Raw genomic sequence first — 22,822 nt, forward strand, 5'->3', positions numbered from 1 at the left:
AAAAAATGAAAGAATTTTATAAGCAGTTATTAGAAAACAATAAAAAGTGGGTCGAAACTTCGTTAGCAAAAGACCCAAATTATTTTGCTGATTTGGCAAAAGGGCAACAGCCGCCATTATTATGGATTGGATGTTCTGACAGCCGTGTTCCTGCAAACGAAATTGTTGGTGCAAAACCTGGAGAAGTTTTTGTACACCGTAACATTGCAAATATGGTTGTTCACTCTGATATGAACATGCTGAGTGTTTTGGATTACGCAGTAAATGTTTTGAAAATTAAACATATTATTGTTTGCGGACATTATGGATGTGGTGGTGTAAAAGCGGCGATGGGCAACCAATCAGTTGGGATTATCGATAACTGGATTCGTCATATTAAAGATGAATACCGTCTGCACGATAAATATTTGAATTCGATCGAAGACGAAACAGAACGTTTCAATGCTTTTGTTGAAATTAATGCTAAAGAGCAAGTTTACAATTTAGCTAAAACTTCAATCGTTCAAGGCGCTTGGAAAAACGGACAAGACCTTATGCTTCATGGCTGGGTTTACGGACTAAATTCTGGTTTTGTTACCGACTTGAATGTGACGATCAGTTCAAACGATGAACTTGATGACGTTTATCAGTTGGATTTATAATAAAAAATAAAAAATCGCCTCAAAAGGGCGATTTTTTTTATTCGTTTTCGTCAAGATTTTCATTAAATGCTGACGGAAGCATTGTTGGGTTTCAAAGTCAGGATATCTGGAAAAACAATGGTTATTTTATCCTGTCATAGACTCTTTTAGGTATTTTATTTAAATCTTTGCCTTGAGATTTCATTAATGAAATATATTTTAGATAAGATTTTTTAGCATTTTCATTTTGTTCAAAACCCCATTGTGCATCTCCTAAATTTAAGTATGCTACCGTTCTATTAGAATCGTACTCTATTATATTTTTTAATAAAAAAATTGAAGAAATCTTACCGTCTTTAGATAATCCAGTATAATATGCTAAATCATTATATTTGTTTATATTGTTTTTATTAATTGGAAGTGTATTAAGCAATTCAGCCAAGTCGTCAAAACTAAGATTAGAGTTAATTTGTGAAATGATATTATTTTCTGTTGCTTTTTTTAATTTATTAAATTCATTATTAAAAAAGTCTTCATTTTCTTTTTTTCTTTTGATTGATTCGTAATCATTTATTTCTTTATTATTTAGTTTTTTTCCATCAATTGAAAAAGAGTAATCCAAAAAACTCAGTTCAATTTTTGGTATAAAATCGGATTCAATAGTTGAAAGAGAAGTTTTATACAAAATCCAATTATTAATCTCATCAAAAAATTTATAATAATTCATCTCGGTAGATTTAAAACTACCACAGCAAGTTGCTCCAATTAAGATTTCCCCTCTTTTAGGATTGCTAATAAATAAATTTTCCATAGGATTTTCAACAGTATCAAAATCATCTTCCGTTATTACGAAATTTATTTTTTTTGCATATCCTTGACCATTATTTATATAAATAGAATATAATTTGTTATTCTTCGAATCTCTAACTATATAATCGTCAAGATTATCATTGTTAAAATATCCTTTTATTCGTTGATCTATAACTTTATTATGAATTGCAAAATTTGATTTTTTTTTACTCAATTCCGTATTAGAATAAATATTAAAAAATGTTAGGGTATTTATTGCAATTAGAAAAAATATTTTGAATGTTTTCATTTTAGCTCATTTAATCGTTTAATCGCCGCATCTCTTTCTTTAACTTTCTTTTTTCCTTTCTTTGACATTACGACTAAATCTTTAAAATGATTATATCCAGCAATACCATAATAATTAGTCGTTTTGTTATTATTGTCTGTTAAATCAACATAACGTTGATAACCTTCACCAGCTGGCGCGAGCGTCTCGCTCGTGCACGCAATCCAAATAAAGCTTTTAAGATGCTTAGAAGCAAATACCAACTTATCACGAGCGGAACGCTCGCGCCAATAGGGGTAGCTTATTATCTTAAATCTTTTTACTCTCTTTTTTTAGAATATAAATATTCTTTTCCTCATCAGCAAAACTAATATCAAGATAAGGACATTTCCATTTGTATTCCTTTCCGTCAAATGTTATAATTCCAAAATCATTATTATTCTTCAAAACATCACTTACAAAATTATCTAAGGACTTTTTGTAAGTTAAATTAAGTTTATTTCCATCTTCATTAAATAATAGCTCATAGTTTTGATCTATTTGATATCCTTCCACATGAAAAATAACCGAATTTCGCTTTATTAGAATTGTCCCTTTATACATGTCTCTCCAATCATCATTTTCTTCATTTATTGTAAAAGAATAATTACCAACCCATTTAGGATTTAATAAAATTTGTTCTTGTTTTGCTTTAACAAAAACACTCTTATATTTAAAAAAGAGAATCATTAGCTCATCCTTATTATTCGATTTCAATGATTCTGTTTTAGTACTTCTTACTTTTGGTGTTGAATTTATGGAAATCGGTTCTTCATATTGATTAATAATATGCTGTATGTTTAATAGACTCTTATTAAATCTAAAAGTGTGATTTGAATTACCCATTTCGCCAAAAGTTTCAACTTTTAATATAGAATCGCTACTATACAAATTTTTAAGTAATTTTATTTCCGTTCCCTCAGTTGACTCGCCAAATACTATAGTATCTTTAATTAAACGCAGAGAATCGATTTTTTTTTTTCTTTTCTGTTTTTTCTTTTACAATGTTTTTTTTATTTTGCGAATATTCATTTTGTTTGCAAGAAAACAGTGAAATCAAACCAATTAAAAAAAATAAAATTTTAGACTTATTCATGAGTATTAATTTATCGTGGAATTTTAGTATAATCATCATCGTGTGTTTTGTATAATTCTCTTAAATCACCAGCTGGCGCGAGCGTCTCGCTCGTGCACGCAATCCAAATAAAGCTTTTAAGATGCTTAGAAGCAAATACCAACTTATCACTATTGGGACGCTCGCGCCAGCAGGGGGATTCCTTTTTCTTCCTTTTTTGACGGCCCTTTCTGTTGAGGGTTTTATCTAAAAGTTATTTTTTTTCAAAACATATTTATTCTTCTTCCCGTTCATAAAACTAATATCGATGTACGGGCAAATCCAATTATAATTTTTACCATCATAAAGTATTTCTCCAAAATCTTTTGTTTTTTCTAAAACAGCGTTTTGAGAGCCATTAATTATTTTATCAAATGAAAGATTAATAGCATTATTGTTTTTTTTTATTTTTAATAAATATCTTTCAAAAAGTTGATAACCAGCTGCTTCATAAACTATTGAATCTTTAGTAATAGAAACTGAAATACTTTTAATTTCTCTCCAATCTTTACTCTCTTCATTAATATTCATATGATAATTACCGAGCCAATTTGATGGAATTTGAGATTCATTGACATTTACAGATTTAAATCCCCAAGTTTTTACTATTTTACTTTTGCAAAAAACATTAACCTCTATCTTACTTGTTAATATGTTTTCTTTAATTTTCAAATCAGAAGAAACACAATTTTTAATATTTAAGGTGTCAATAATTTTAAATTTTTCTACATCCTCATTTTTTAAATTTTTTTCGATACTAATTATGTAATATTTTGTTTGTTTATTTTGATATATTGAGTAACTGAGACTATCAACGTTCTTAATTTTGTCAGATTTTATCCATTCATAATCATTTAGCTCATCTCCTTCAAAAAAAACCTTTCCAATATAAATTTCGTTGCTATTATTAATACATGCTTCTTTTTTTGAAAAAGTTCCCTTTTTTGAATCAATAATCTTATTTTTTTCTTGCCCCTTACAACTAATTAAGAACAATATAATTACAATACTTGTTATTTTTTTTATCATGGTTGAGCTTCTTTTTTAGGTTCTTTAATCACATCACGATCTAATTCTTTAATGTTGTCAAAAGGATTAACTCTTCCACCAGTTCTTGCGTTTGTAGTTCTTACTTCAAAATGCAAGTGAACTTGATTCGAATTTAAAGCTGTTGCAGATGAACCTGTTTTACCTGATTTTCCAATTTTATCACCCGCTTTAACTTTAGTAGAATTTCCTTCCTTATCTTTAGCAGTTATAAGAGTTTCACTTAAATGAGCATAAAAGAACCAAAATGTTTTTCCCTCGTAATTACCCTTGATATTAATGCAGTTGCCATAGGATTCCGAATAATAGATTTCATTTACTTCACCATCAACACAAGCATATAGATCTGTTCCAGCAGGAGCGTATAAATCTATTCCATCGTGTTTACCTTTACTACGACCAGTTATATTGTTACTATGAATACTTCTTTCTGGTGCCCATATAGAATACCATCCTCTTAATTGCGGATTATTTACAGGATTATGCCAATTATTTTTTGTAGTTACATCCTTAGAAGTACAAGAAAATATTTCTACTTTATTCTCTTTTCCTTTTTCGATATAAATTTGAATACCTTTCTTTATTTCTCCTTTTGTAACCATCCCATCATTATTACCATATTTAGGATTTGTATCAAATCCTTCATTTACTTTATAGGCTCTAATTCTAAGGTCATAGTTTTTATCATGTTTATCAAGACCTTTTCCGTCTTCACTAAACACAACATGATCGTCAGGTTTCCCCATAGAAGCTGGAAATAAAACTTGTAAGTAAAAATCAACAAACTCTAATTTTTTATTTTTTAAATTTTTAAAATATTTTTTTACATAATCCAATTGTTCTAGAGCGGTCATTTTAGCCAGTTTTTCAGTTGTAGTCCCTAAATTTTCAGCAGTATCCTTCATGAATTGAACAAGCCCAGTTGCAGACGATTTTGGATTTTTTATGGAAGGACTGAAAGTTTCTCCCGTTTCCCAAGCCATTACTGCCATTAAATTATTTGCCATTTCTAAATAATTAACAGCCCATAAATCCTTACAAATCTCTACAACTTTTTTCCTAAAATCACATGAAACTTTATTTCCCCAAATCAAATCATAGTCTTTACAAACACAAGTACCTGTCTGAGGATTGCTTCCTTCGGAGTCATCAATCATCATTGCCTTGTTTAGAGTTTCTCTAACGCTGTCGCCTATTTTTTGTATTTCGGCCCGTACATCAACCGTTTTTTCATAATAATCATGAAGATTATCTTCGGTTTTGGCGATTCCTTTTTCTTCCTTTTTTGACGGTCCTTTTTTTTGTGCAGGGGTTTGTTTTTCGGGTTCTGATTTTTTGTAGTCAGGATTTAAAACATTTATATCACGGCTTTCAAAAGGTTTTTGATTAAAAATTTCTACCGTTACATAATATTCGTGAAATTCGCCTTCGTTACTACCGCCCTTGTCGGCTTGAGCATTTGACATTTTGGCAAAACTGGGAGTAAGTATAAAATGTGCTTCTGCCTTTCCGTCCTCAATAAAAATGGGTAGAGTTGTAGCTTTATTATTTTTATTGATGCCATTTTGTGCCGATTTTGGTGTGTCGTCTTCCCACAATGTTACCGAGCCGCGGCACTTGTCTAAATTTACACAATGTATTCTAACAATTACTTTATCTGTGTAAGCAAATGGTTTAGTCGGTTTGTTCCAGTTGGCATCTAAAAAATCAACATATGCAATTTTTCTCTCGACACTTTTTTGAGTCTTGATGTCCATTTTTGCTTCCTGATTGCCCAACTTTGCTATCAGTCTTATACCTTCATAATCAAGAGTTGCTTCAAAAAAGCTAAATTTTACAATTGATCCCACCTTGTCATTCTTAGGTTTATGCACCCACTTATTTCCTATAAGCTGATAAATCGACCAATGAACATCTTTCGAAAATACTTCTGAATGATTATGTATTTCGCCAAAAGGCAGGACATTCATTGTAAAATTTTCTGCAATAGAATAGGTCTGTTTTTCTCCAACTCTGGGTGTTGGATTTCCAATTATTTTAAAATCTGACATCTTATTTATTTTTAAAGTATATCATCGCCAACTAAATTATTCTGGAATTTTCGCATATCGACCAACGGATTTATCTGATTGCTCAGATCTGGTTTGGCACTCATTGCATTTTGTTTGCCCAGTTCGACCTGTTGCCCATGATTATCAACAGTAATACAATCTGGTCCCCCAATGGTACAGCCAGCTTTACTTGTTTCTATTAAAATTTTGCCTTGATTACTCAAAGTTACTTTCTTGTAAAAACCAGTCCACTCCGTAATTACGCATTGACATGGCAGATAATCACCTTTGCCATCTGGCTTCTTTTCACATTTGCCAAAAGTGTTTTTTTCCATTGTCTGACCAATTTCTTTTGTGGTAGCAATACGTTTTTTTTCAGCATCTTTATCATTTGCAAAATGTTTATTCTGCGTTTTTACTTTTAAAATATCGGTATTCTGCTCAATATTAAATTTGCATTTTAATTTTGCTCCCTGAACTACTACATGTTTTCCGCTCATGATTTTCGCCTATTTTTATTTTAATTTGTTGTTTATTTCTCTAAATCCTCAACTTCAATTAGCAGTTTTATAGCTTTGTTAAAATCAATTTTACATTCTACATTCATGTTTTTAATAAAGTACAAATCAGGAGTTAAAAAATATGTTGCATTATAATCTCCATCGAAAAGCTCAAATCCCAAATTTGAGTGAATATTCAAATTTATATAATCGCCATTTTGTTGTACTTTAATCAGGTTGGAGTCGTTTAGATAGGGGTCAACTTTTTGCTGTATTTGAAATTTTGATTCTTTATTTCTTTCAAGTGGAAATGAAATTTCACTTTCACAAACAAAATCATCCGTGTGCTTTATATACATACCATTAAAAAAAGATCTCAAAAAATGATCTGAATAAAGCGATTTTAATAATTGTTCTGAACTTGCCAATGAAAGTTCGCAATGTTCAATATACTTTGGAGTTATTCCGCCGTTGTAGTATTCTACTATCTTTTCCTTTTTGTTTTTCCAACGACTAACAATCTCTTCATAATTATGAATATCAATCCACTTGCCTTCATTATCCACAACAATATTCAATGGATATAAAACCTGAACCAGTTTTACTCCAATGTCATCCATTAGTCTATCCGGTGCTTTATCATCTATAAAAAGATTAATTGACTTTCGAATTTCAAAAAAATGATAATTATTATTATCTGTAGCTAACCATCGTACTCTCACACCCATTTCTAATGCATCAGTTAAATTACCAATGTTATAAGTGTATTTTACGCTATAATCTCTTGAGATTCCTCTTGGCTGAAACGGTAATTTATTGTCTTTTCCAAAAGCTACTTTCTTCGGTTTTTTCTCTCTTATTTCATCTGCTTCTAATTCTAATTCACTTTTTTCTGGCGCCAGAATTATAAGCTTTGTATAACCTTTAAAATCTGCTTCAATTAAATCAGCAAGTTTACAATGCATATTGTGATAGCGCCTCAGTTCTTGAAGAGATATCCCAAGTTTTTTCGCTACACTTTGCGGTGTATCTCCTTTTTCTATTCTATAAGTTTTAAACCTGCCATAGTACTCTTCATCAGATTCTCCTCTATATTTCATATTTTAATAGATTTTAAACGTTTTTGTATCATTCAAAAAAACTAGATAAAAAAAATAATCTAGTTTTATTCCTACCGAAATAATAATACTAAAGTAGTCTTTTTACCTAGTTAATTTTTAAAAAATGTAAATAAAATCTTTCTTTTTTAAATTTCTGAACAGATGCTCCTGATGATCAAAGCAATAGAGGTGTACTTTGATTTTTTTTATTCGTTTTCGTCAAGATTTTCATTAAATGCTGACGGAAGCATTGTCGGGATAAATTTTATTAAAATCGGCAATAATAAACTTCCGCCTGGAAGTAGAAATATTGTCAAGGACGGAATCGTTTTGCAGATATCTAAAAGCTGTTTTTTTACTTTTTTCTTTTCTTTAGCATCCAAATCTCTTGTTGTAGAATAAGCCAACAATACCATTAGTTCTTTGCTCTGAACTATTTCTTTTACTAGTCGGTTTTTGTTTCTAATGATCAATTTTACAACAGTGTGCGTCATTTGATCATAAAAATGCTTCACCGGATTTGAGTAATTGAAATACGGAATTTTCTTTTTATGTGTAGTAATAAATAAGTTCGTTGTTGCAATGCTTTTGGTTACAAAATCATCAGAAACATGCATCATCGAACCTAGCGAATACAAAAAGTAAGCTTCTTCATTTTCAACAACGCCGTCGCTCCATAAAGCCATTCCGGCCATATCGATCAAGTAATAATGCTCTAATGTGTTTTTGAAATAGTCCAAAGACAAGGTTTCTAAAGTTTCAACCGTAACTTTTGAAAATTTAGAATAGCGAATCGAAGCTTCAAAAAGTTTTATCAATAAATCATCATGTTGCGATTTGACTGTTTTAGTCTTTAGCGCAAGACCAACAATACCTAAAACCGTTTCTTCAATACGTTTTAAATATTTGTCAGGAATAGCGCCGTGTTCCAAATATTGTCTAAAAGCCAACACATCAATAAACAGCAAAGCATTTGTAACTAAATGCGAAAAGTTTTTACTGATAATACTGTCGTTTGTCTGAACTCGCTGATCAATTATGTTTTCTAATGAAAGAGAAGGAGTGTCCTTTGGAAGTAAAATTTTAAATAAATTAAAACCTTCCGGATTCATTTGGTTGTAGAATTTGAGAGCTTCTGAAATAAAATTATTAGGTTCAGAATTTCTTTTTTCTAAACAAAAAACATGATATAAGGTATTTAATAAGGCAACTTTAGAAATTTCGGTTTTAAACCAGCCTTTTATCGGAATAGGAATTTGAGAATCTATAGAAATGATATGGCCGTAAATAAAACCAGTTTCACGGACTTTATAGTAAAAGGAATCTGTAGTCTCAAAAGGAATTGCTTCTGAAAACTTTTGTTCCATAAAAAACTTATCAATCCAGCCTGATGCCGATGCGTTAATCATTAACTTTAGTTTGAGACTGCAAAGCTAATTTTTTTTCTTGTCTTAGAATTCATTTTTAAATGAAATAACCACTAGATTTTGTGAAAAAATAGTGGTTATTCAATTTTATTATTTAATGATTCCAGCGCAAGCAACTCGTCCGCCAGCGTTTCCAGTTGGCTGTGTCGTGAAGTCATCCGTTCCTTGGTGAACAATAAGTCCTTTTCCTAAAACGTCTTTGTTGGCATCTCCACAACCTACACACCATTCATCAGTTGTCAAGGTAATGGTTCCGTTTCCTTTTGCATCAGCAGTGAAGTTTCCAATATCCCCTTTGTGATATTCGCCAACTCCCCATTTTCCGTGTTTTTTAAAGGTAGGATTCCAGTGTCCTCCTGCAGAACTTCCGTCGGCTGCAGAACAATCTGATTTTTCATGAATGTGTATGGCATGAACGCCCGGCTGTAATCCGGATACTTTTGCCACAAACGTTACTTTACCGTTTTTCTCAGTAAAAGTCGCAGTTCCTGAAACAGTGCTGTTGCTTTTTGGCTCCAGATTTACTGTCAGAGTTTTGGCATCATTTGATTTTGTATTTGTCTTACAACCAATAATTAAAGCTGTAATTATAGCGAAAGAAACAAGTGCTTTTTTCATATGTGAGGCTTTTAAATTAAATATTAAGTAAATTTAACATAAAAAAGCCGATATAAATATTCTTAAAAAGTTAAAAAAATCTAAAACTATTAAACGTATTAAATAACGCTTTAAGTGCAGAACCCAAAAATATTGCTTAAATTCGTATAGGTTTTTAATAAAAAATTTCCCAAGTCTTGTTTTTTAATTCATTAATTTTTAATGCTTAACATTATGATGAAGAATTTTTTTACGCTTGTTTTCTTAGTTACGGTATTAATTTCCTGCAAATGCCAAAAAACAGATTCGGTTTCAAAATTAGATGGAAACTGGGAACTGAATTATATCACGGGACCTCGAATTGCTTTTGATGGTTTGTACCCAAATAAAAAACCAACTATTAATTTTAATACAAAAGAAAATCAAGTTTCTGGAAACAACGGCTGTAATTCTTTTACCGGAAAACTGAATGTTACCGGAAATAAAATTGATTTTACCCAACCAATGGCGGTTACAAAAATGATGTGCATGGATGGTCAAGGCGAACTAGTATTTATGAGTACGCTTCCAAAAATAACTTCATATGATATTACCGATGACGGCAAAACGCTAAACTTTATTTCGGGAGATATTGCAATGATGCGATTTACCAAAAAATAAAATCATACTACTTTTTAACGCTTAAATTTTTATTTTATGTCAGTTAAATTATCCTTTTTATTAGTGTTGTTCAGCTTTTTAAGCTTTCCCGCTATTGCGCAGGAAAAAACTAAAAAAGAACTAAAAGCAGAACAGGAATTGAAAAAACAAAAAGAAATCGAAGCATTGATCGATTCTAAGAATTTTGTTTTTGAAGCACAAAAAGCAACTCCGCAGGGCGGAAGACTTTTGCATCTTGATTACAATACCTATTTTTTGAAATTTAATGAAACCAAAACAACCTGCGATCTACCGTTTTTTGGACGTGCTTATAATGTGGGTTATGGTGGAACTGATAGTGGAATTAAATTTGAGGGAGTTCCGGAAAACACAAAAATTGATAAAGCCAAGAAAAAAATCACGGTCAGAAGTACGATAAAAGGCGAAAAAGACACTTTTGATCTTTTATTGACCGTATTTTCCAACGGAGATGCCAGCTTATCAGTAAACAGCAATAATAGAGCTCCCATTTCTTATGACGGTGTTGTAGAAGCGCCAAAAACAGATGAAGCTAAAAAATAAAAGTTTATAATTTTAATTATTGTGTCGCCAAATCTTTAATTTATGCCAAAAGAAAACGTTTCGGTTTTGCTGCAAAAATACCTGTGTGCAGCGCTTTTTTTAGTTACTGTTTTAAGTTATAGTCAAGATTTGGAACCCAGAGTTTATGCCAATGTACCAACAAAACTAAACGTTGTTGCGGCTGGCTATGTTTTTATGAACGGAAATGTTCTGACGGATCCCGCTTTGCCAATTAAGGACTTTACACTTCAAAGTCATAATATGGCTGTAAATTACATTAGGACCTTTGGCTTGTCAAACAAACTTGCTCGTATTCAAGTGGCATTGCCATTTACCTTTATGGATGGATCTGCGACGATCAGTGATCAGTTGGTTACAGGTTCCAGAACTGGTTTTGCAGATATGAAAGTCAGATTCGGAATCAATTTATTGGGTTCTCCGGCACTTGACAAATCTGAATTTAGAAAATTTGAGCAGAAAACTATCTTGGGGGTGAGTTTGGTGACTTCAGTTCCAACGGGAAGATATTATCCAGATAAACAAGTAAATATCGGTACTAATCGTTGGGCTTTTAAACCTGAAATTGGTGTGTCGAAACGCTTTGCGCATGTATATGCCGAAGCGTACGGAGGCGTATGGTTTTACACCAACAATAATGATTATTTAGGAAAAAAATTAGAACAAAAACCTACCTATAGTCTTCAAGCTCATGCGAGTTATTATTTTAAAAATCAAATGTGGATTGGAGCCAATACAAATTGGTTTTTTGGAGGAAGAACCGTAACAAACGGAGTTTCAGACGATAGCCAGATTGACAACTGGCGAGTAGGAGCAACTTTTTCAACCCCAATTGCGAAAGGACAATCATTGCGATTTCAGTATCATGTGGGTGCCTACACCAATAATGGCTTGAATTATTATGCTTTATCTGCAGTTTATCAGTATTCGTTTTTTTAAGGGAAAAAGTGTGTAATGTGTTTAAAATCAGTAAATTTAGAATACGTAATTAAATAGAAACAATTTTAAAATCTAAAACTATGAAAAAGTTAAGTCTTATTTTTATTGTCCTTATTGCCGCGTTTTCAGCAAATGCCCAATCATCATATAAGGAAGATGTAGAGGTTCTTCAAAGTCTTTATGGAAAATCGAAAAGTGATTTAGTAAAACAATACATGAACTTGTCTGATGCGCAAGCTGTTGCTTTTACAAAAGTGTATGATGATTATGAAACACAACGAAAAGCTTTGGGACAAACAAAGTTTCAGCTTATTAATGATTATGCTGCCAATTATTCGACTTTAACAGAGGCCAAAGCAGATGAATTAGCAAAAGGAACACTAAAAAATCACATTGCCTATGAGAAATTATATGAGAAAACATATAATCAGGCAAAAAAGGCAATTGGAGCTATAAATGCGGCTAAATTTATTCAGCTTGAGGTTTATCTTCAAACGATTATCAGAAGTGAAATTTTAGAAGCTATTCCGTTTATTGGAGAATTAGATAAGACGAAAGTTCAGTAAACTTTTTCCATAAAAAGAAAACGGCAATAGTTATTAGACTATTGCCGTTTTTTTATGGCTTTTGTTTTTTCTCAAAGTCCGTATTCGTCGTTTGTATTATATGAATATCCTGCTGCGGTAAAGGAATTTCAATATTATTTTCTCTAAATATTTTATCAATAGCAATAATTAAATCGCTCTTTACATCGCTTGCATCGCCAATGTTGTTGACCCAATATTTTACGACAACATCTATAGAACTTGCTTTAAATTCTGTAATCCAAATTATAGGTTCAGGAGTTTGCAAAACCAGCGGATGACTATCTAGAATTTCATGAAGTAAATCTTTGACTTTTTCTAAATTGGTTCCGTAAGCAACTCCAATTGCGATATCAGTTCGTTTTTTATAGTTGGATAATGTCCAGTTGGTTAGATGTTGGCTCAATAAATCTCCATTCGGAATAATAACATCAGCGCCATCAAAAGTCGCTACAACACTGCTTCTAATTCCAATAGATTTCATTTTAACGGTTTGTCCGCCTACCTCGATAGTGTCATTTATATTGACCGGTTTTTCAAAAGCAATAATAAGTCCGCTGACTAAATTGTTTACTAAAGTCTGGAGACCAAACCCAATTCCAACTCCCAAAGCACTGATAATAATCGTCAGACGATCAACGGGAATTCCGGCAGATATAAACGCAAGACTGATTCCAATACTGAAAATGGCGATTTGAACCAGAAGAATCCAGCTGCCAAATTTATTTTTCTGGTTGGAATCAGTTGAATTGGATGAACTGTTCGTTAAAAAAGAAACAATTTTTGCAATTAGGACCGAAGTTATTATGATGAAAAAGAAAATGATAATACTTTGGTACGAGTAATTTATTGCCCCAATAGTTCTTTGTTCATTAAAAAAGCCAATTATCGGATCTATTATGGCATGAAAAAAATAGGAATTTTTCACAATCGAAATGAACCAGCCCATTATAAATAATGTGTTGACTATTGGACTGTAATGTATGGTTTCTAGTTCGTTTGCTTCCAAAAGTTTTCCTTCATTCGATTCTTTTAAAAAATTCGAATATCGAATAATGTCTAGAATCAAACGATAGGTATTTGTAAAAAGATAATACATTAGAATAGTGATGATTCCGTTGATCATCAATAGTTTGCCTAAATTATAATTGTTGTCAAATAAGATGAAAAATATTGAACCTAGTTCTAAGATAATCATCACAATAAGGCTGTATCTAAAAAAAGGATTCAGAATTTCTTGGTTCTTTTTTAAATTGTAAATGCTGAATAGTGCCGAAGCAGCGGCAATAAATAATATGAAATATACTTCGGTGACAGAATGAATCAAAATATTGTTGTCATTTAAACCAAGAAGAATCAGGAGCACATAAATTTTCCACACCCATTTTTCTTTTTTGCAAAAATGCTCCTTGTTTACAATCGTTAATGCAATCGCTGATATTAGCCAGACTAACGATGTAAAAGCAAATGGAGGAAAAATAAACAGAAAATTAAAAACGGTAAAGGAAACTAATATCGCGCAGCTGACCGGATGAACGAAAATTTGTTTTGATAAATTTATAGAATGGTATAAATCTTCTTTGATGTATTTATTTTTTAAAAACAACAGATAGATTATTAAACATAAAGTTGCCAAAAGCATTAAAATAATGGCATTAAAGTGGTTAGTGATAAAAAACAGCAGAATGATCAATACTTTCGTCAGCGAATAAAAGAAGGCTCCAATAAAAGAATTTCTGCCGTCACTTGTATTAAAAATTTCGCCATCAGAATTAAGAAGGTTTTGAAATTCATTTTTTCGGATATTATCGGTTTCTATAATATCATTTTGAAGGTCAAATTTAAATCGGCTTCCTATAATTTGAAGTTTGCTAATGCTGTCTAACGCATCTTTAAATCGTTTGTTGAGTTGTGAAACATCCGAATTCATCTGCGAATATCTTTCGTAGTACAAGGTTTTTCTAAGCGAATCTTTTGGTAGCGTAAAAAGCGCTTTTTTAATGGATAAAGAGTCAATTATGCCTTGCATTTGACTCAATTCTAGTCGGTTCTTGTTGATTTTTGCAAGCTGAATTTCTACTCGGGTTTGCAGTTCTTTCAGCATTATTGAGGTTACGGTAATGTTTCGGAGCGTTTGAAAATCATTTTTGTTTTTGATGATCCCGTCAATTGCCGTTTTTTTCAGTTTGATGACATAGTCTAATTCTGAAGTAAAACCTTTATAATCGATTCCGGTTTTTAAGGTAAGATCTGCTTTTTGAATGTTTTTTGAAATGGCATCAAACAATTCGGCACGTTCTCGGCTTATCTGATTTTCTTTAAAAAGCGTATTGCTTTTTTCTTCGTCCTCTTTTAAAAGATTTTCAATTTTATTGTTTTGCGTATTTTTTTTGTCCGTTTTAGTAGAATCGGCCAAAGAAATTTTTTGCGAATAAATGACAGAAATCTGAAAAAAAATAAAAAACAAGAAAATAAACGTTTTTGAAAGTTTAGCACTTTTATAAATACGAATATTTGGTAAAATATTATAAAATGCCATAACAGTTTGTTTTTGAGAAGTATATCAAAAATACTACAAAAAAAATAACCTGAAAAATCTTTTTTCAGGTTACTCTTTAAGCTTGATTATTTGTTTTTGACTTCGTAAATCGCATTTACCATTCCGTCTCGCGGTGAATCGAGAACAAGTTCCCAAAACATAATGCCGCCTAGTTTTTTGGCTTTCGCATATTCCGTTTTTGCTCTTATAGAAGTAAGATCGTCTCCAGTTGCAAAAGTTTTTTCTTTTTCGTTGTACCAATATGGGGCTTTTGCTTTATCATCCCAAAAATATTTCCAACCATTAGCTTCGGTATAAACATTTGAAAAGCTTTTAAAGTCGGTTCCCTGAATATGTTCTCCGGCTTGATAAAGACCATTGTTTATGTTTTCAACATTTTTCCATGTTCTGGTATAAAAAGCACCGCCAATAATCAATTTTTCAGACGGAACTCCTTGTTTCAATAAAAAAGTAACCGCTCTGTCTGTTGATTCTTCTTTCGGATTTGTGCTGTATAATGGCGTATGATGTCCTGTAACTTTAGAATATCCATTAACCAAATCATAACTCATGATATTGATTCGATTTACCAATGGCGAAACGGCTTTCCAATCGATTGATTCATCCAGATATTTCTGAAATCCTCCGGCAGCAAAACTCAATTCGTATTTTTTTCCTAAAGTTGAACGAAGAATTTTTAGCAATTCGGTAAAATTAGGTTTATCAACTGCTTGATATAAATGTCCTGGAAGTCCTTCAATTGCTGGATATTCCCAATCTAAATCTAGTCCGTCAACTTTAAAATAGTTGCTGACTTCCTTTACTGATTTTGCAAATTTCAATCTTCCTTCAGCCGTAGAAAAAGCAGCTGAACAAGGTTCGCAGCCACCCCAACCGCCAAGTGACAAAATAATTTTTAGCTGCGGATTATTTGCTTTAAGCGAAACCAAATGTTTTATTGTTAGAGAATCTTTAGGAGAATCGACACTTAGTTTTCCATCTTTTAAATGGCAAAAACTAAAAATAATCTGGTTTAGTTTATTGACTTCATATTCGTCAATTAATTTGGAATCTCCCGTGTAATAGGCGATGATGTCCAGTTTTTTATTTTTCTGAGCAAAAGTTGATGTGGATAAAATACAGAGAAATAAAAATGCAATTAGGTTAATTTGTTTCATTTTTTATTTTTTGAAGTTTTTAGAATGTTAAATATAAAATGATTAAACCATATAAGCAATATAAGTTCATTTTAGATTGGGACTATATTAGTAAATAAACTTTGTCAAAGTTCAAAACTTTGACAAAGTTGGTAGGTGCAGCTAAACACATTCCTTTTAAATGAACTTATATTACTTATATGGTTCAAAAAAAACAAAAAAATAAGCCCGCGCAGTTTCGGACTTGCGCGGGCTTAAACAAATTAAAAGCTAAAAACTATTGTGATATTAGAAGCAGTAAGTATCTTCTGCTACTAATTTTGCTGCGATTTTTTCTCTTAATGCGACAACGTTTGGCAAGTTTGTGTATTTTGTAAAACGTTTTAATCCCATTAACATCATACGTTGTTCGTCACCTTCAGCGAAAGAAGCGATTCCTTCTTTTCCTCTTAAGTTTACGATATCAACTGCTTTGTATAAGTATAATTTTGCCATAGCAATTTGCTCCTGAACTTTATCTTCGCCTTGTGCTTTTGCTAATTTTTCAGTTCTCAAAATTGTACTTTCAGCCATGTAGATTTCGATCAAGATATCAGAAGCTGCCATTAATAATTGTTGGTGAGCATCTAATTCTGGACCATATTTTTGAACAGCGCTTCCTGCAACCATCAAGAAAACTTTCTTAAGGTTTGCGATAATTCCTTTTTCTTCAGAGAATAATTCAGAGAAATCTGGAGTATCAAAAGATGGAATTCCCATTAATTCTTCTTGAACTTTCATTGCTGGTCCAAGTAAATCAACGTGACCTTTCATTGCTTTTTTGATCAACATACCAACCGAAAGCATTCTGTTGATTTCGTTTGTTCCTTCGTAAATACGAGCGATACGAGCATCTCTCCAAGCACTTTCCATTGGAGTATCTTCAGAGAATCCCATTCCACCAAAAATTTGAATTCCTTCGTCAGAACAAGATTGAACGTCTTCAGAAACAGCTACTTTTAAGATAGAACACTCGATAGCATATTCTTCAACACCTTTCAATTCAGCTTCTTGATGAGAAGTTCCTTCTGCTTCACGAGCGGCGATTCTGTCTTCGATATCTTTTGCAGCACGGTAAGATGCACTTTCTCCAGCATAAGCATTAGTTGCCATTTCAGCTAATTTAGCGCGGATCGCTCCAAAAGATGAAATAGAAGTATTGAACTGAATTCTTTCGTTAGCATATTTTACAGCTCCAGAAGTAACTCTTCTTTGAGCATCAAGACATGCTGCAGCCAATTTAATACGACCAACGTTCAAAGCATTCATTGCAATTTTGAAACCGTTTCCTCTTTCAGATAACATGTTTTCAACAGGAACTTTTGTTTCGTTGAAGAAAACCTGACGCGTAGATGAAGCACGGATTCCTAATTTATGCTCTTCTTCATTCATAGAAATTCCATTTGAAGGATCGTTTTCTACGATGAAACCTGTAATGTTTTTATCATCTCCAATACGAGCAAAAACAATGAAAACGCTGCAGAAACCTGCATTCGAAATCCACATTTTTTGCCCTGTGATAGAGTAGTATTTTCCATCTTCAGATAAAACCGCTTTTGTTTTTCCTGAGTTAGCATCAGATCCTGCGCCTGGTTCAGTTAAGCAATAAGCTCCAAACCATTCTCCAGAAGCCAATAATGGAACGTATTTTTTCTTTTGTTCTTCAGTACCGTAAAGAGTAATTGGCATAGTTCCAATTCCTGTGTGTGCACCAAAAGCAGTTGAGAACGAACCTGTTGCTCCAGAAATGTAGTCACAAACTAACATTGTAGATACAAATCCCATTCCTAATCCGCCGTATTCTTCTGGAACTGCAACTCCAAGAAGTCCTAGTTCACCAGCTTTACGCATAGATGATTCTGTATAAGCGTAATCTTTTTTCTCAAAACGATCTTTATGCGCCCATAATTCTTTGTCAACGAACTCTTTTACAGAGTCACGCATCATTAACTGCTCTTCAGAGAAATCTTCTGGTGTGAAGATATCCTCGCATTTTGTTTCTTTTACTAAAAACTGACCACCACGAGTCACGTTTTTTTGAATTGTATCTGCCATTGCTAATGTTTTTTTGTATGTTTTTTATTTTATAACCTTTTATGATTTAGTATTTCCGGCTTTTTTGTCATTCCGAGGAACGAGGAATCTCCGCGACGATTATCCGCATAGTTTGTCAATCGTTGTCGAGTTACTTGCGGAGATTCCTCGTTCCTCGGAATGACAAACTAGATGGTTACTTTGTCGAATTACTAGTGTGATTTCTCCTTCCTCGAAATGACAAACTGAACGTATACTTTACTTAATGATGCTTTCTTATAATACCTCGTAAATACCAGCGCTTCCTTGCCCAGTTCCCACACACATAGAAACGATTCCGTATTTATTACCTCTGCGTTTCATCTCGTCGAATAACTGAACAGAAAGTTTAGCACCTGTACATCCTAGAGGGTGACCTAAAGCGATTGCTCCACCGTTTACGTTTACGATTTCTGGGTTAATGTTCAATTCGCGAGTAACTGCTAAAGCTTGTGAAGCGAAAGCCTCGTTTAATTCAATTAACTCAATATCGTTTAATGTTAATCCCGCTTGTTTCAACGCTTTCGGAATTGCTTTTACAGGACCAATACCCATAATTCTTGGCTCAACACCAGATGAAGCGAAATTTACTAATCTGGCAATTGGCTCAAGATTTAATTCTTTAACCATGTCCTCACTCATGATTAAAACGAATGCTGCACCGTCGCTCATTTGAGAAGAGTTACCAGCCGTTACACTTCCATCAGCAGCAAAAACGGGTCTTAAACCTGCTAAAGCTTCTTTAGAAGTTCCAGCTCTTGGTCCTTCGTCTTTATTTACAACGTATGATTTTGTTTCTTTTTTACCATTTTCATTGATGAAAGTCTGCTCAACAGTAATCGGAACGATTTGTTTGTCAAATTTCCCTTCTGCTTGCGCTTTCAAAGCTTTCATGTGAGAGTTGTACGCAAACTCATCCTGATCTTCTCTTGAGATTTTGTATTGGTTCGCAACCGCTTCAGCAGTCAAACCCATTCCCCAGTAGTAATCTTCGTGACCTGCAGCTGCAACTTTATAATCCGGAGTTGGTTTGTAACCTCCCATCGGAATAAAACTCATACTTTCTGCACCACCAGCAATGATACAATCTGCCATTCCTGATTGGATTTTAGCAGTCGCCATTCCGATAGTTTCTAATCCAGACGCACAGTAACGGTTTACTGTAACTCCAGGAACATCTTCAACTTTTAATCCCATTAAAGAGATCAAACGTCCAACGTTAAGACCTTGTTCCGCCTCTGGCATGGCATTTCCTACCATAACGTCGTCGATGCGTTTTTTATCGAAATTAGGCAGTTCGTCCATCATAAACTGAATGGTTTCTGCAGCTAATTCATCAGGTCTTTTAAATCTAAAAACACCTTTTGGAGCTTTTCCAACTGCTGTTCTATATGCTTTTACTATATATGCTGTTTTCATTTGTTTTTGTTTTTTTAAGATTTATTAGAAGAAAGAGGCAAGAGAAAAGACAAAACTTTGTTTTGAAGTCTTGTTTCTTGCTTCTTTCATCTTATTCTCTAATTACGAAGCGGTTTTCCTTTAGTTAACATATATTGGATTCTCTCTAAAGTCTTACGCTCAGTACATAAACTCAAGAAAGCTTCACGTTCGATATCTAATAAATATTGTTCAGATACTAAAGTTGCTTCAGATAAATCACCACCAGCCATTACATAAGCCAGTTTATTAGCGATTTTCTTATCGTGCTCAGAAATGTATTTTCCAGCCTGCATTTGGTCAGTTCCAACTAAGAACATACCTAAGGCTTGTTTTCCTAAAACTTTAATGTCGTTTCTTCTGATTGGCTGAGTATAACCTGCTTCTGCCATCAACAATGCATGTTTTTTAGCTTCAGCAATCTGACGATCTTTGTTTACTACGATAATATCTTTTCCATGTTGAAGAAGTCCAGTATCAAAAGCTTCATAACCAGAAGTCGAAACTTTAGCCATAGCAATAGTTAAGAAATACTCTTGAAGAACGTTCAACTCCACATCATTTTTGCGGAATAAATCTGAAGCTCTTAAAGCCATTTCTTTAGATCCACCACCACCAGGAAGTACACCAACACCAAATTCAACTAATCCCATATAAGTTTCTGCTGCAGCTACAACTTTATCAGCGTGTAAACTCATTTCGCATCCACCGCCAAAAGTCATTCCGTGAGGCGCAACTACAACTGGAATAGAAGAATAACGAACACGCATCATTGTATCTTGGAACAATTTAATAGCCATGTTTAATTCGTCGTATTCCTGCTCAACTGCCATCATGAAAATCATTCCGATATTAGCTCCAACAGAGAAATTCGCTGCTTGGTTTCCAATAACTAAACCTTGATATTCTTTTTCAGATAAGTCGATTGCTTTATTGATAGCTTGTAATACGTCACCACCAATTGTATTCATTTTAGATTGGAATTCTAAATTCAAAATTCCGTCTCCTAAATCCTGAATGATTGCACCACTGTTGCTCCAAACTTTTTTGCTTTCGCGAATGTTGTTTAGGATAATGAATGAATCTTGTCCAGGAACTTTTACTTGTGATTTTGTCGGAATGTTATAGAAATAAGTAGCTCCTTCTTTTACAGTATAGAAACTGTCGCTTCCAGAAGCCAACATTTCAGTAACCCATGCAGCAGGCTCTAAACCTTCAGCTTTCATGATTTCAATTCCTTTTGCAACACCAATAGCATCCCAGATTTCGAATGGACCATTTTCCCATCCAAAACCAGCTTTCATGGCATCGTCAATTTTGTATAATTCGTCTGAGATTTCAGGAACTCTGTTTGACACGTAAGCAAACATCCCAGCGAAACTCTTACGGTAGAATTCTCCCGCTTTGTCTGTTCCTTTTACTAAAACTTTAAAACGATTGATTGGTTTATCAATAGTTTTTGTTAGTTCAAGCGTAGCAAAATTTGCTTTTTTCGCAGCGCGGTATTCTAGTGTATTTAAGTCTAAAGAAAGAATATCTTTATCTACTTTTTTGTAGAAACCTTGTCCAGTTTTACTTCCTAACCAATTATTTTCCATCATTTTGTTGATGAAATCAGGAAGTTTGAACAATTCGTGTTGTTCGTCGTTCGGGCAGTTTTCGTAAATACCATTAGCAACGTGTACCAAAGTATCCAAACCAACAACGTCAACGGTACGGAAAGTAGCTGATTTTGGACGACCGATAACCGGACCAGTCAATTTATCAACTTCTTCAATCGTTAATCCCATTTCTTTTACAAGGTGGAATAAACTTTGGATTCCGTAAATACCAATTCTGTTTCCAATAAACGCCGGAGTATCTTTAGCAACAACAGATGTTTTTCCTAAGAATTTAGATCCGTATTCGTTTAAGAAATCCAATACTTCAGTTGAAGTTTTTGGACCAGGAATAATTTCAAATAATTTTAAGTAACGCGCAGGGTTAAAAAAGTGAGTACCGCAGAAGTGTTGTTGGAAATCTTCGCTTCTTCCTTCACTCATAAAATGAATTGGAATACCAGAAGTGTTTGAAGTAACCAAAGTTCCCGGCTTGCGGAATTTCTCGATTTGTTCAAAAACCAATTTTTTGATATCCAAACGTTCCACTACAACCTCAATAATCCAATCAACATTGGCAATTTTTGCCATATCATCAGTCGTATTTCCAGTCGTAATTCTATTTGCGAATTTCTGACTGTAAATAGGAGATGGTTTCGATTTTAATGAATTCGCCAAGTGCTCATTTACCACTCGGTTGCGAACAGCTTTACTTTCAAGAGTTAATCCTTTTTTAGCTTCAGCCTCGGTCAATTCGCGCGGTACGATGTCAAGAAGTAAAACTTCAACACCAATATTGGCAAAATGGCAAGCTATTCCTGAACCCATAATTCCGGATCCAATTACAGCAACTTTTTTAATTGTGCGTTTCATAGGTACTTAATATTTGTTTTTTGCCAGAATCTGAATTATCTCTTAAAAGAAATACTATTCATTTTCTGTATTTTCTGTTTGATTAAATATGTTTTTATCGTGAATCAGTTCGTTGATGATTTCAGAAACTTCGATAAAATGTTTCAGCTTTTCTTCCGAAACATGTTTTTTAACGGTTTCATTAAACTTCAGAACTGTATTTTTAGATAAATCTCTTTTTTCTTTTCCAAATTCGGTCAAGTAAATTAATACGCCTCGGCCGTCACTTGGGTTTTTCTTGCGAACAATTAAACCTTTTTCTTCCATAGATTTGAGCGTTCTGGTTAAGCTTGTAGCTTCCATACCCATTCTAGGGCCTAAAGCGGTCGATGGTGTTCCTTCTTCCTTGTCCATGCTTAAAAGTGCAAATCCCGTTGCCATTGTTGCATCGTACTTTGCAGCTTCTTCGTTGTACATTCTTGAAACAGCTTGCCATGTCGCTCTCAAAATATAATCTATCGTTTTGTCTTTCATAGGTAACTATATCGATTTCAAATATAATTAAAAAATACTATGCATGCATATTATTTTTAAATAAATTTTTGGTTAATTAAAAAATGTCTTTGGTTTTCAGTGTTTTGTGGTTAAATTTTAACTGAAATATACTATTCTTTTTTGAAATTTTAACAAAATTCATGCGTTAAAAAATCTTTTTTGATTTTAAAACGAGGTTTAATTCGGTATTATTCAAAAAAATATGCGTTTAGTTTAGTGTTGTTTTGTGGTTAGTGT

19 protein-coding genes are annotated in these 22,822 nt (G+C 33.1%); 5 read left to right on the forward strand and 14 right to left on the reverse strand.

The window, feature by feature from the left end; translation table 11 throughout:
* Positions 1-5 precede the first annotated feature (5 nt).
* Positions 6-641 (forward strand): carbonate dehydratase, encoded by a 636-nt coding sequence (gene can / locus FND99_RS09805; RefSeq protein ID WP_144337811.1) that lies wholly within the window; start codon positions 6-8, stop codon positions 639-641.
* 121 nt (positions 642-762) lie between these two features.
* On the opposite strand, the gene FND99_RS09810 is transcribed toward can, so the two are convergent.
* From FND99_RS09810 to FND99_RS09845, 8 genes are all read right to left on the reverse strand, one after another.
* Positions 763-1,719 (reverse strand): hypothetical protein, encoded by a 957-nt coding sequence (locus FND99_RS09810; RefSeq protein WP_144337812.1) that lies wholly within the window; start codon positions 1,717-1,719, stop codon positions 763-765.
* 288 nt (positions 1,720-2,007) lie between these two features.
* Complete coding sequence (locus FND99_RS09815) at positions 2,008-2,583, reverse strand: DUF5991 domain-containing protein (RefSeq protein WP_144337813.1); 576 nt, start codon at positions 2,581-2,583, stop codon at positions 2,008-2,010.
* 475 nt (positions 2,584-3,058) lie between these two features.
* Positions 3,059-3,880: a hypothetical protein gene (locus FND99_RS09820; protein WP_144337814.1), complete on the reverse strand. Its 822-nt coding sequence runs from the start codon at positions 3,878-3,880 to the stop codon at positions 3,059-3,061.
* Positions 3,877-5,949 (reverse strand): M23 family metallopeptidase, encoded by a 2,073-nt coding sequence (locus tag FND99_RS09825; RefSeq protein ID WP_144337815.1) that lies wholly within the window; start codon positions 5,947-5,949, stop codon positions 3,877-3,879. The genes FND99_RS09820 and FND99_RS09825 overlap by 4 nt, the downstream gene beginning before the upstream one ends.
* Before the next feature lie 11 nt (positions 5,950-5,960).
* Positions 5,961-6,449, reverse strand: a complete 489-nt coding sequence (locus FND99_RS09830) for a DUF4280 domain-containing protein (protein ID WP_144337816.1) — start codon at positions 6,447-6,449, stop codon at positions 5,961-5,963.
* A gap of 32 nt (positions 6,450-6,481) precedes the next feature.
* A complete protein-coding gene (locus FND99_RS09835) occupies positions 6,482-7,549 on the reverse strand; it encodes a LysM peptidoglycan-binding domain-containing protein (RefSeq protein WP_144337817.1) in 1,068 nt (355 codons plus the stop codon).
* Positions 7,550-7,755: 206 nt separating this feature from the next.
* Positions 7,756-8,958, reverse strand: a complete 1,203-nt coding sequence (locus FND99_RS09840) for an LETM1-related biofilm-associated protein (protein WP_144337818.1) — start codon at positions 8,956-8,958, stop codon at positions 7,756-7,758.
* Positions 8,959-9,066: 108 nt separating this feature from the next.
* Positions 9,067-9,594: a superoxide dismutase family protein gene (locus FND99_RS09845; protein ID WP_144337819.1), complete on the reverse strand. Its 528-nt coding sequence runs from the start codon at positions 9,592-9,594 to the stop codon at positions 9,067-9,069.
* Positions 9,595-9,807: 213 nt separating this feature from the next.
* Here FND99_RS09845 and FND99_RS09850 point away from each other — a divergent pair, with 213 nt between their 5' ends.
* From FND99_RS09850 to FND99_RS09865, 4 genes are all read left to right on the forward strand, one after another.
* Positions 9,808-10,233 carry an META domain-containing protein gene (locus FND99_RS09850; RefSeq protein WP_144337820.1) on the forward strand — a complete coding sequence of 142 codons (426 nt, stop codon included), beginning with the start codon at positions 9,808-9,810 and terminating at the stop codon, positions 10,231-10,233.
* A gap of 36 nt (positions 10,234-10,269) precedes the next feature.
* Positions 10,270-10,794, forward strand: coding sequence for a DUF4251 domain-containing protein (locus FND99_RS09855; protein WP_144337821.1), 525 nt, complete (start codon positions 10,270-10,272; stop codon positions 10,792-10,794).
* 42 nt (positions 10,795-10,836) lie between these two features.
* Positions 10,837-11,751, forward strand: a complete 915-nt coding sequence (locus FND99_RS09860) for a transporter (RefSeq protein WP_144337822.1) — start codon at positions 10,837-10,839, stop codon at positions 11,749-11,751.
* 80 nt (positions 11,752-11,831) lie between these two features.
* Positions 11,832-12,317, forward strand: coding sequence for a hypothetical protein (locus FND99_RS09865; protein WP_144337823.1), 486 nt, complete (start codon positions 11,832-11,834; stop codon positions 12,315-12,317).
* A gap of 52 nt (positions 12,318-12,369) precedes the next feature.
* Here FND99_RS09865 and FND99_RS09870 read toward each other — a convergent pair whose 3' ends face one another.
* The 6 genes from FND99_RS09870 to FND99_RS09895 all read right to left on the reverse strand — a co-directional run bounded on the left by FND99_RS09870 (position 12,370) and on the right by FND99_RS09895 (position 22,564).
* The gene (locus FND99_RS09870; protein ID WP_144337824.1) at positions 12,370-14,874 is read right to left on the reverse strand and encodes a mechanosensitive ion channel family protein; all 2,505 of its coding nucleotides are present in this window, start codon (positions 14,872-14,874) and stop codon (positions 12,370-12,372) included.
* An 86-nt stretch (positions 14,875-14,960) separates the two neighbouring features.
* A complete protein-coding gene (locus tag FND99_RS09875) occupies positions 14,961-16,052 on the reverse strand; it encodes a glycoside hydrolase family 18 protein (protein ID WP_144337825.1) in 1,092 nt (363 codons plus the stop codon).
* A 267-nt stretch (positions 16,053-16,319) separates the two neighbouring features.
* Positions 16,320-18,125 (reverse strand): acyl-CoA dehydrogenase family protein, encoded by a 1,806-nt coding sequence (locus FND99_RS09880; protein WP_144337826.1) that lies wholly within the window; start codon positions 18,123-18,125, stop codon positions 16,320-16,322.
* A gap of 255 nt (positions 18,126-18,380) precedes the next feature.
* The gene (locus tag FND99_RS09885) at positions 18,381-19,562 is read right to left on the reverse strand and encodes a thiolase family protein (protein ID WP_144337827.1); all 1,182 of its coding nucleotides are present in this window, start codon (positions 19,560-19,562) and stop codon (positions 18,381-18,383) included.
* Between the two features lie 98 nt (positions 19,563-19,660).
* Entirely contained in the window at positions 19,661-22,051 is a 2,391-nt protein-coding gene (locus FND99_RS09890; RefSeq protein WP_144337828.1) for a 3-hydroxyacyl-CoA dehydrogenase/enoyl-CoA hydratase family protein, read from the reverse strand.
* A 54-nt stretch (positions 22,052-22,105) separates the two neighbouring features.
* A complete protein-coding gene (locus FND99_RS09895) occupies positions 22,106-22,564 on the reverse strand; it encodes a MarR family winged helix-turn-helix transcriptional regulator (RefSeq protein ID WP_115888678.1) in 459 nt (152 codons plus the stop codon).
* Positions 22,565-22,822 lie beyond the last annotated feature (258 nt).

This window comes from Flavobacterium daemonense, from assembly GCF_007341385.1.
Taxonomy (GTDB): Bacteria; Bacteroidota; Bacteroidia; order Flavobacteriales; family Flavobacteriaceae; genus Flavobacterium; species Flavobacterium daemonense.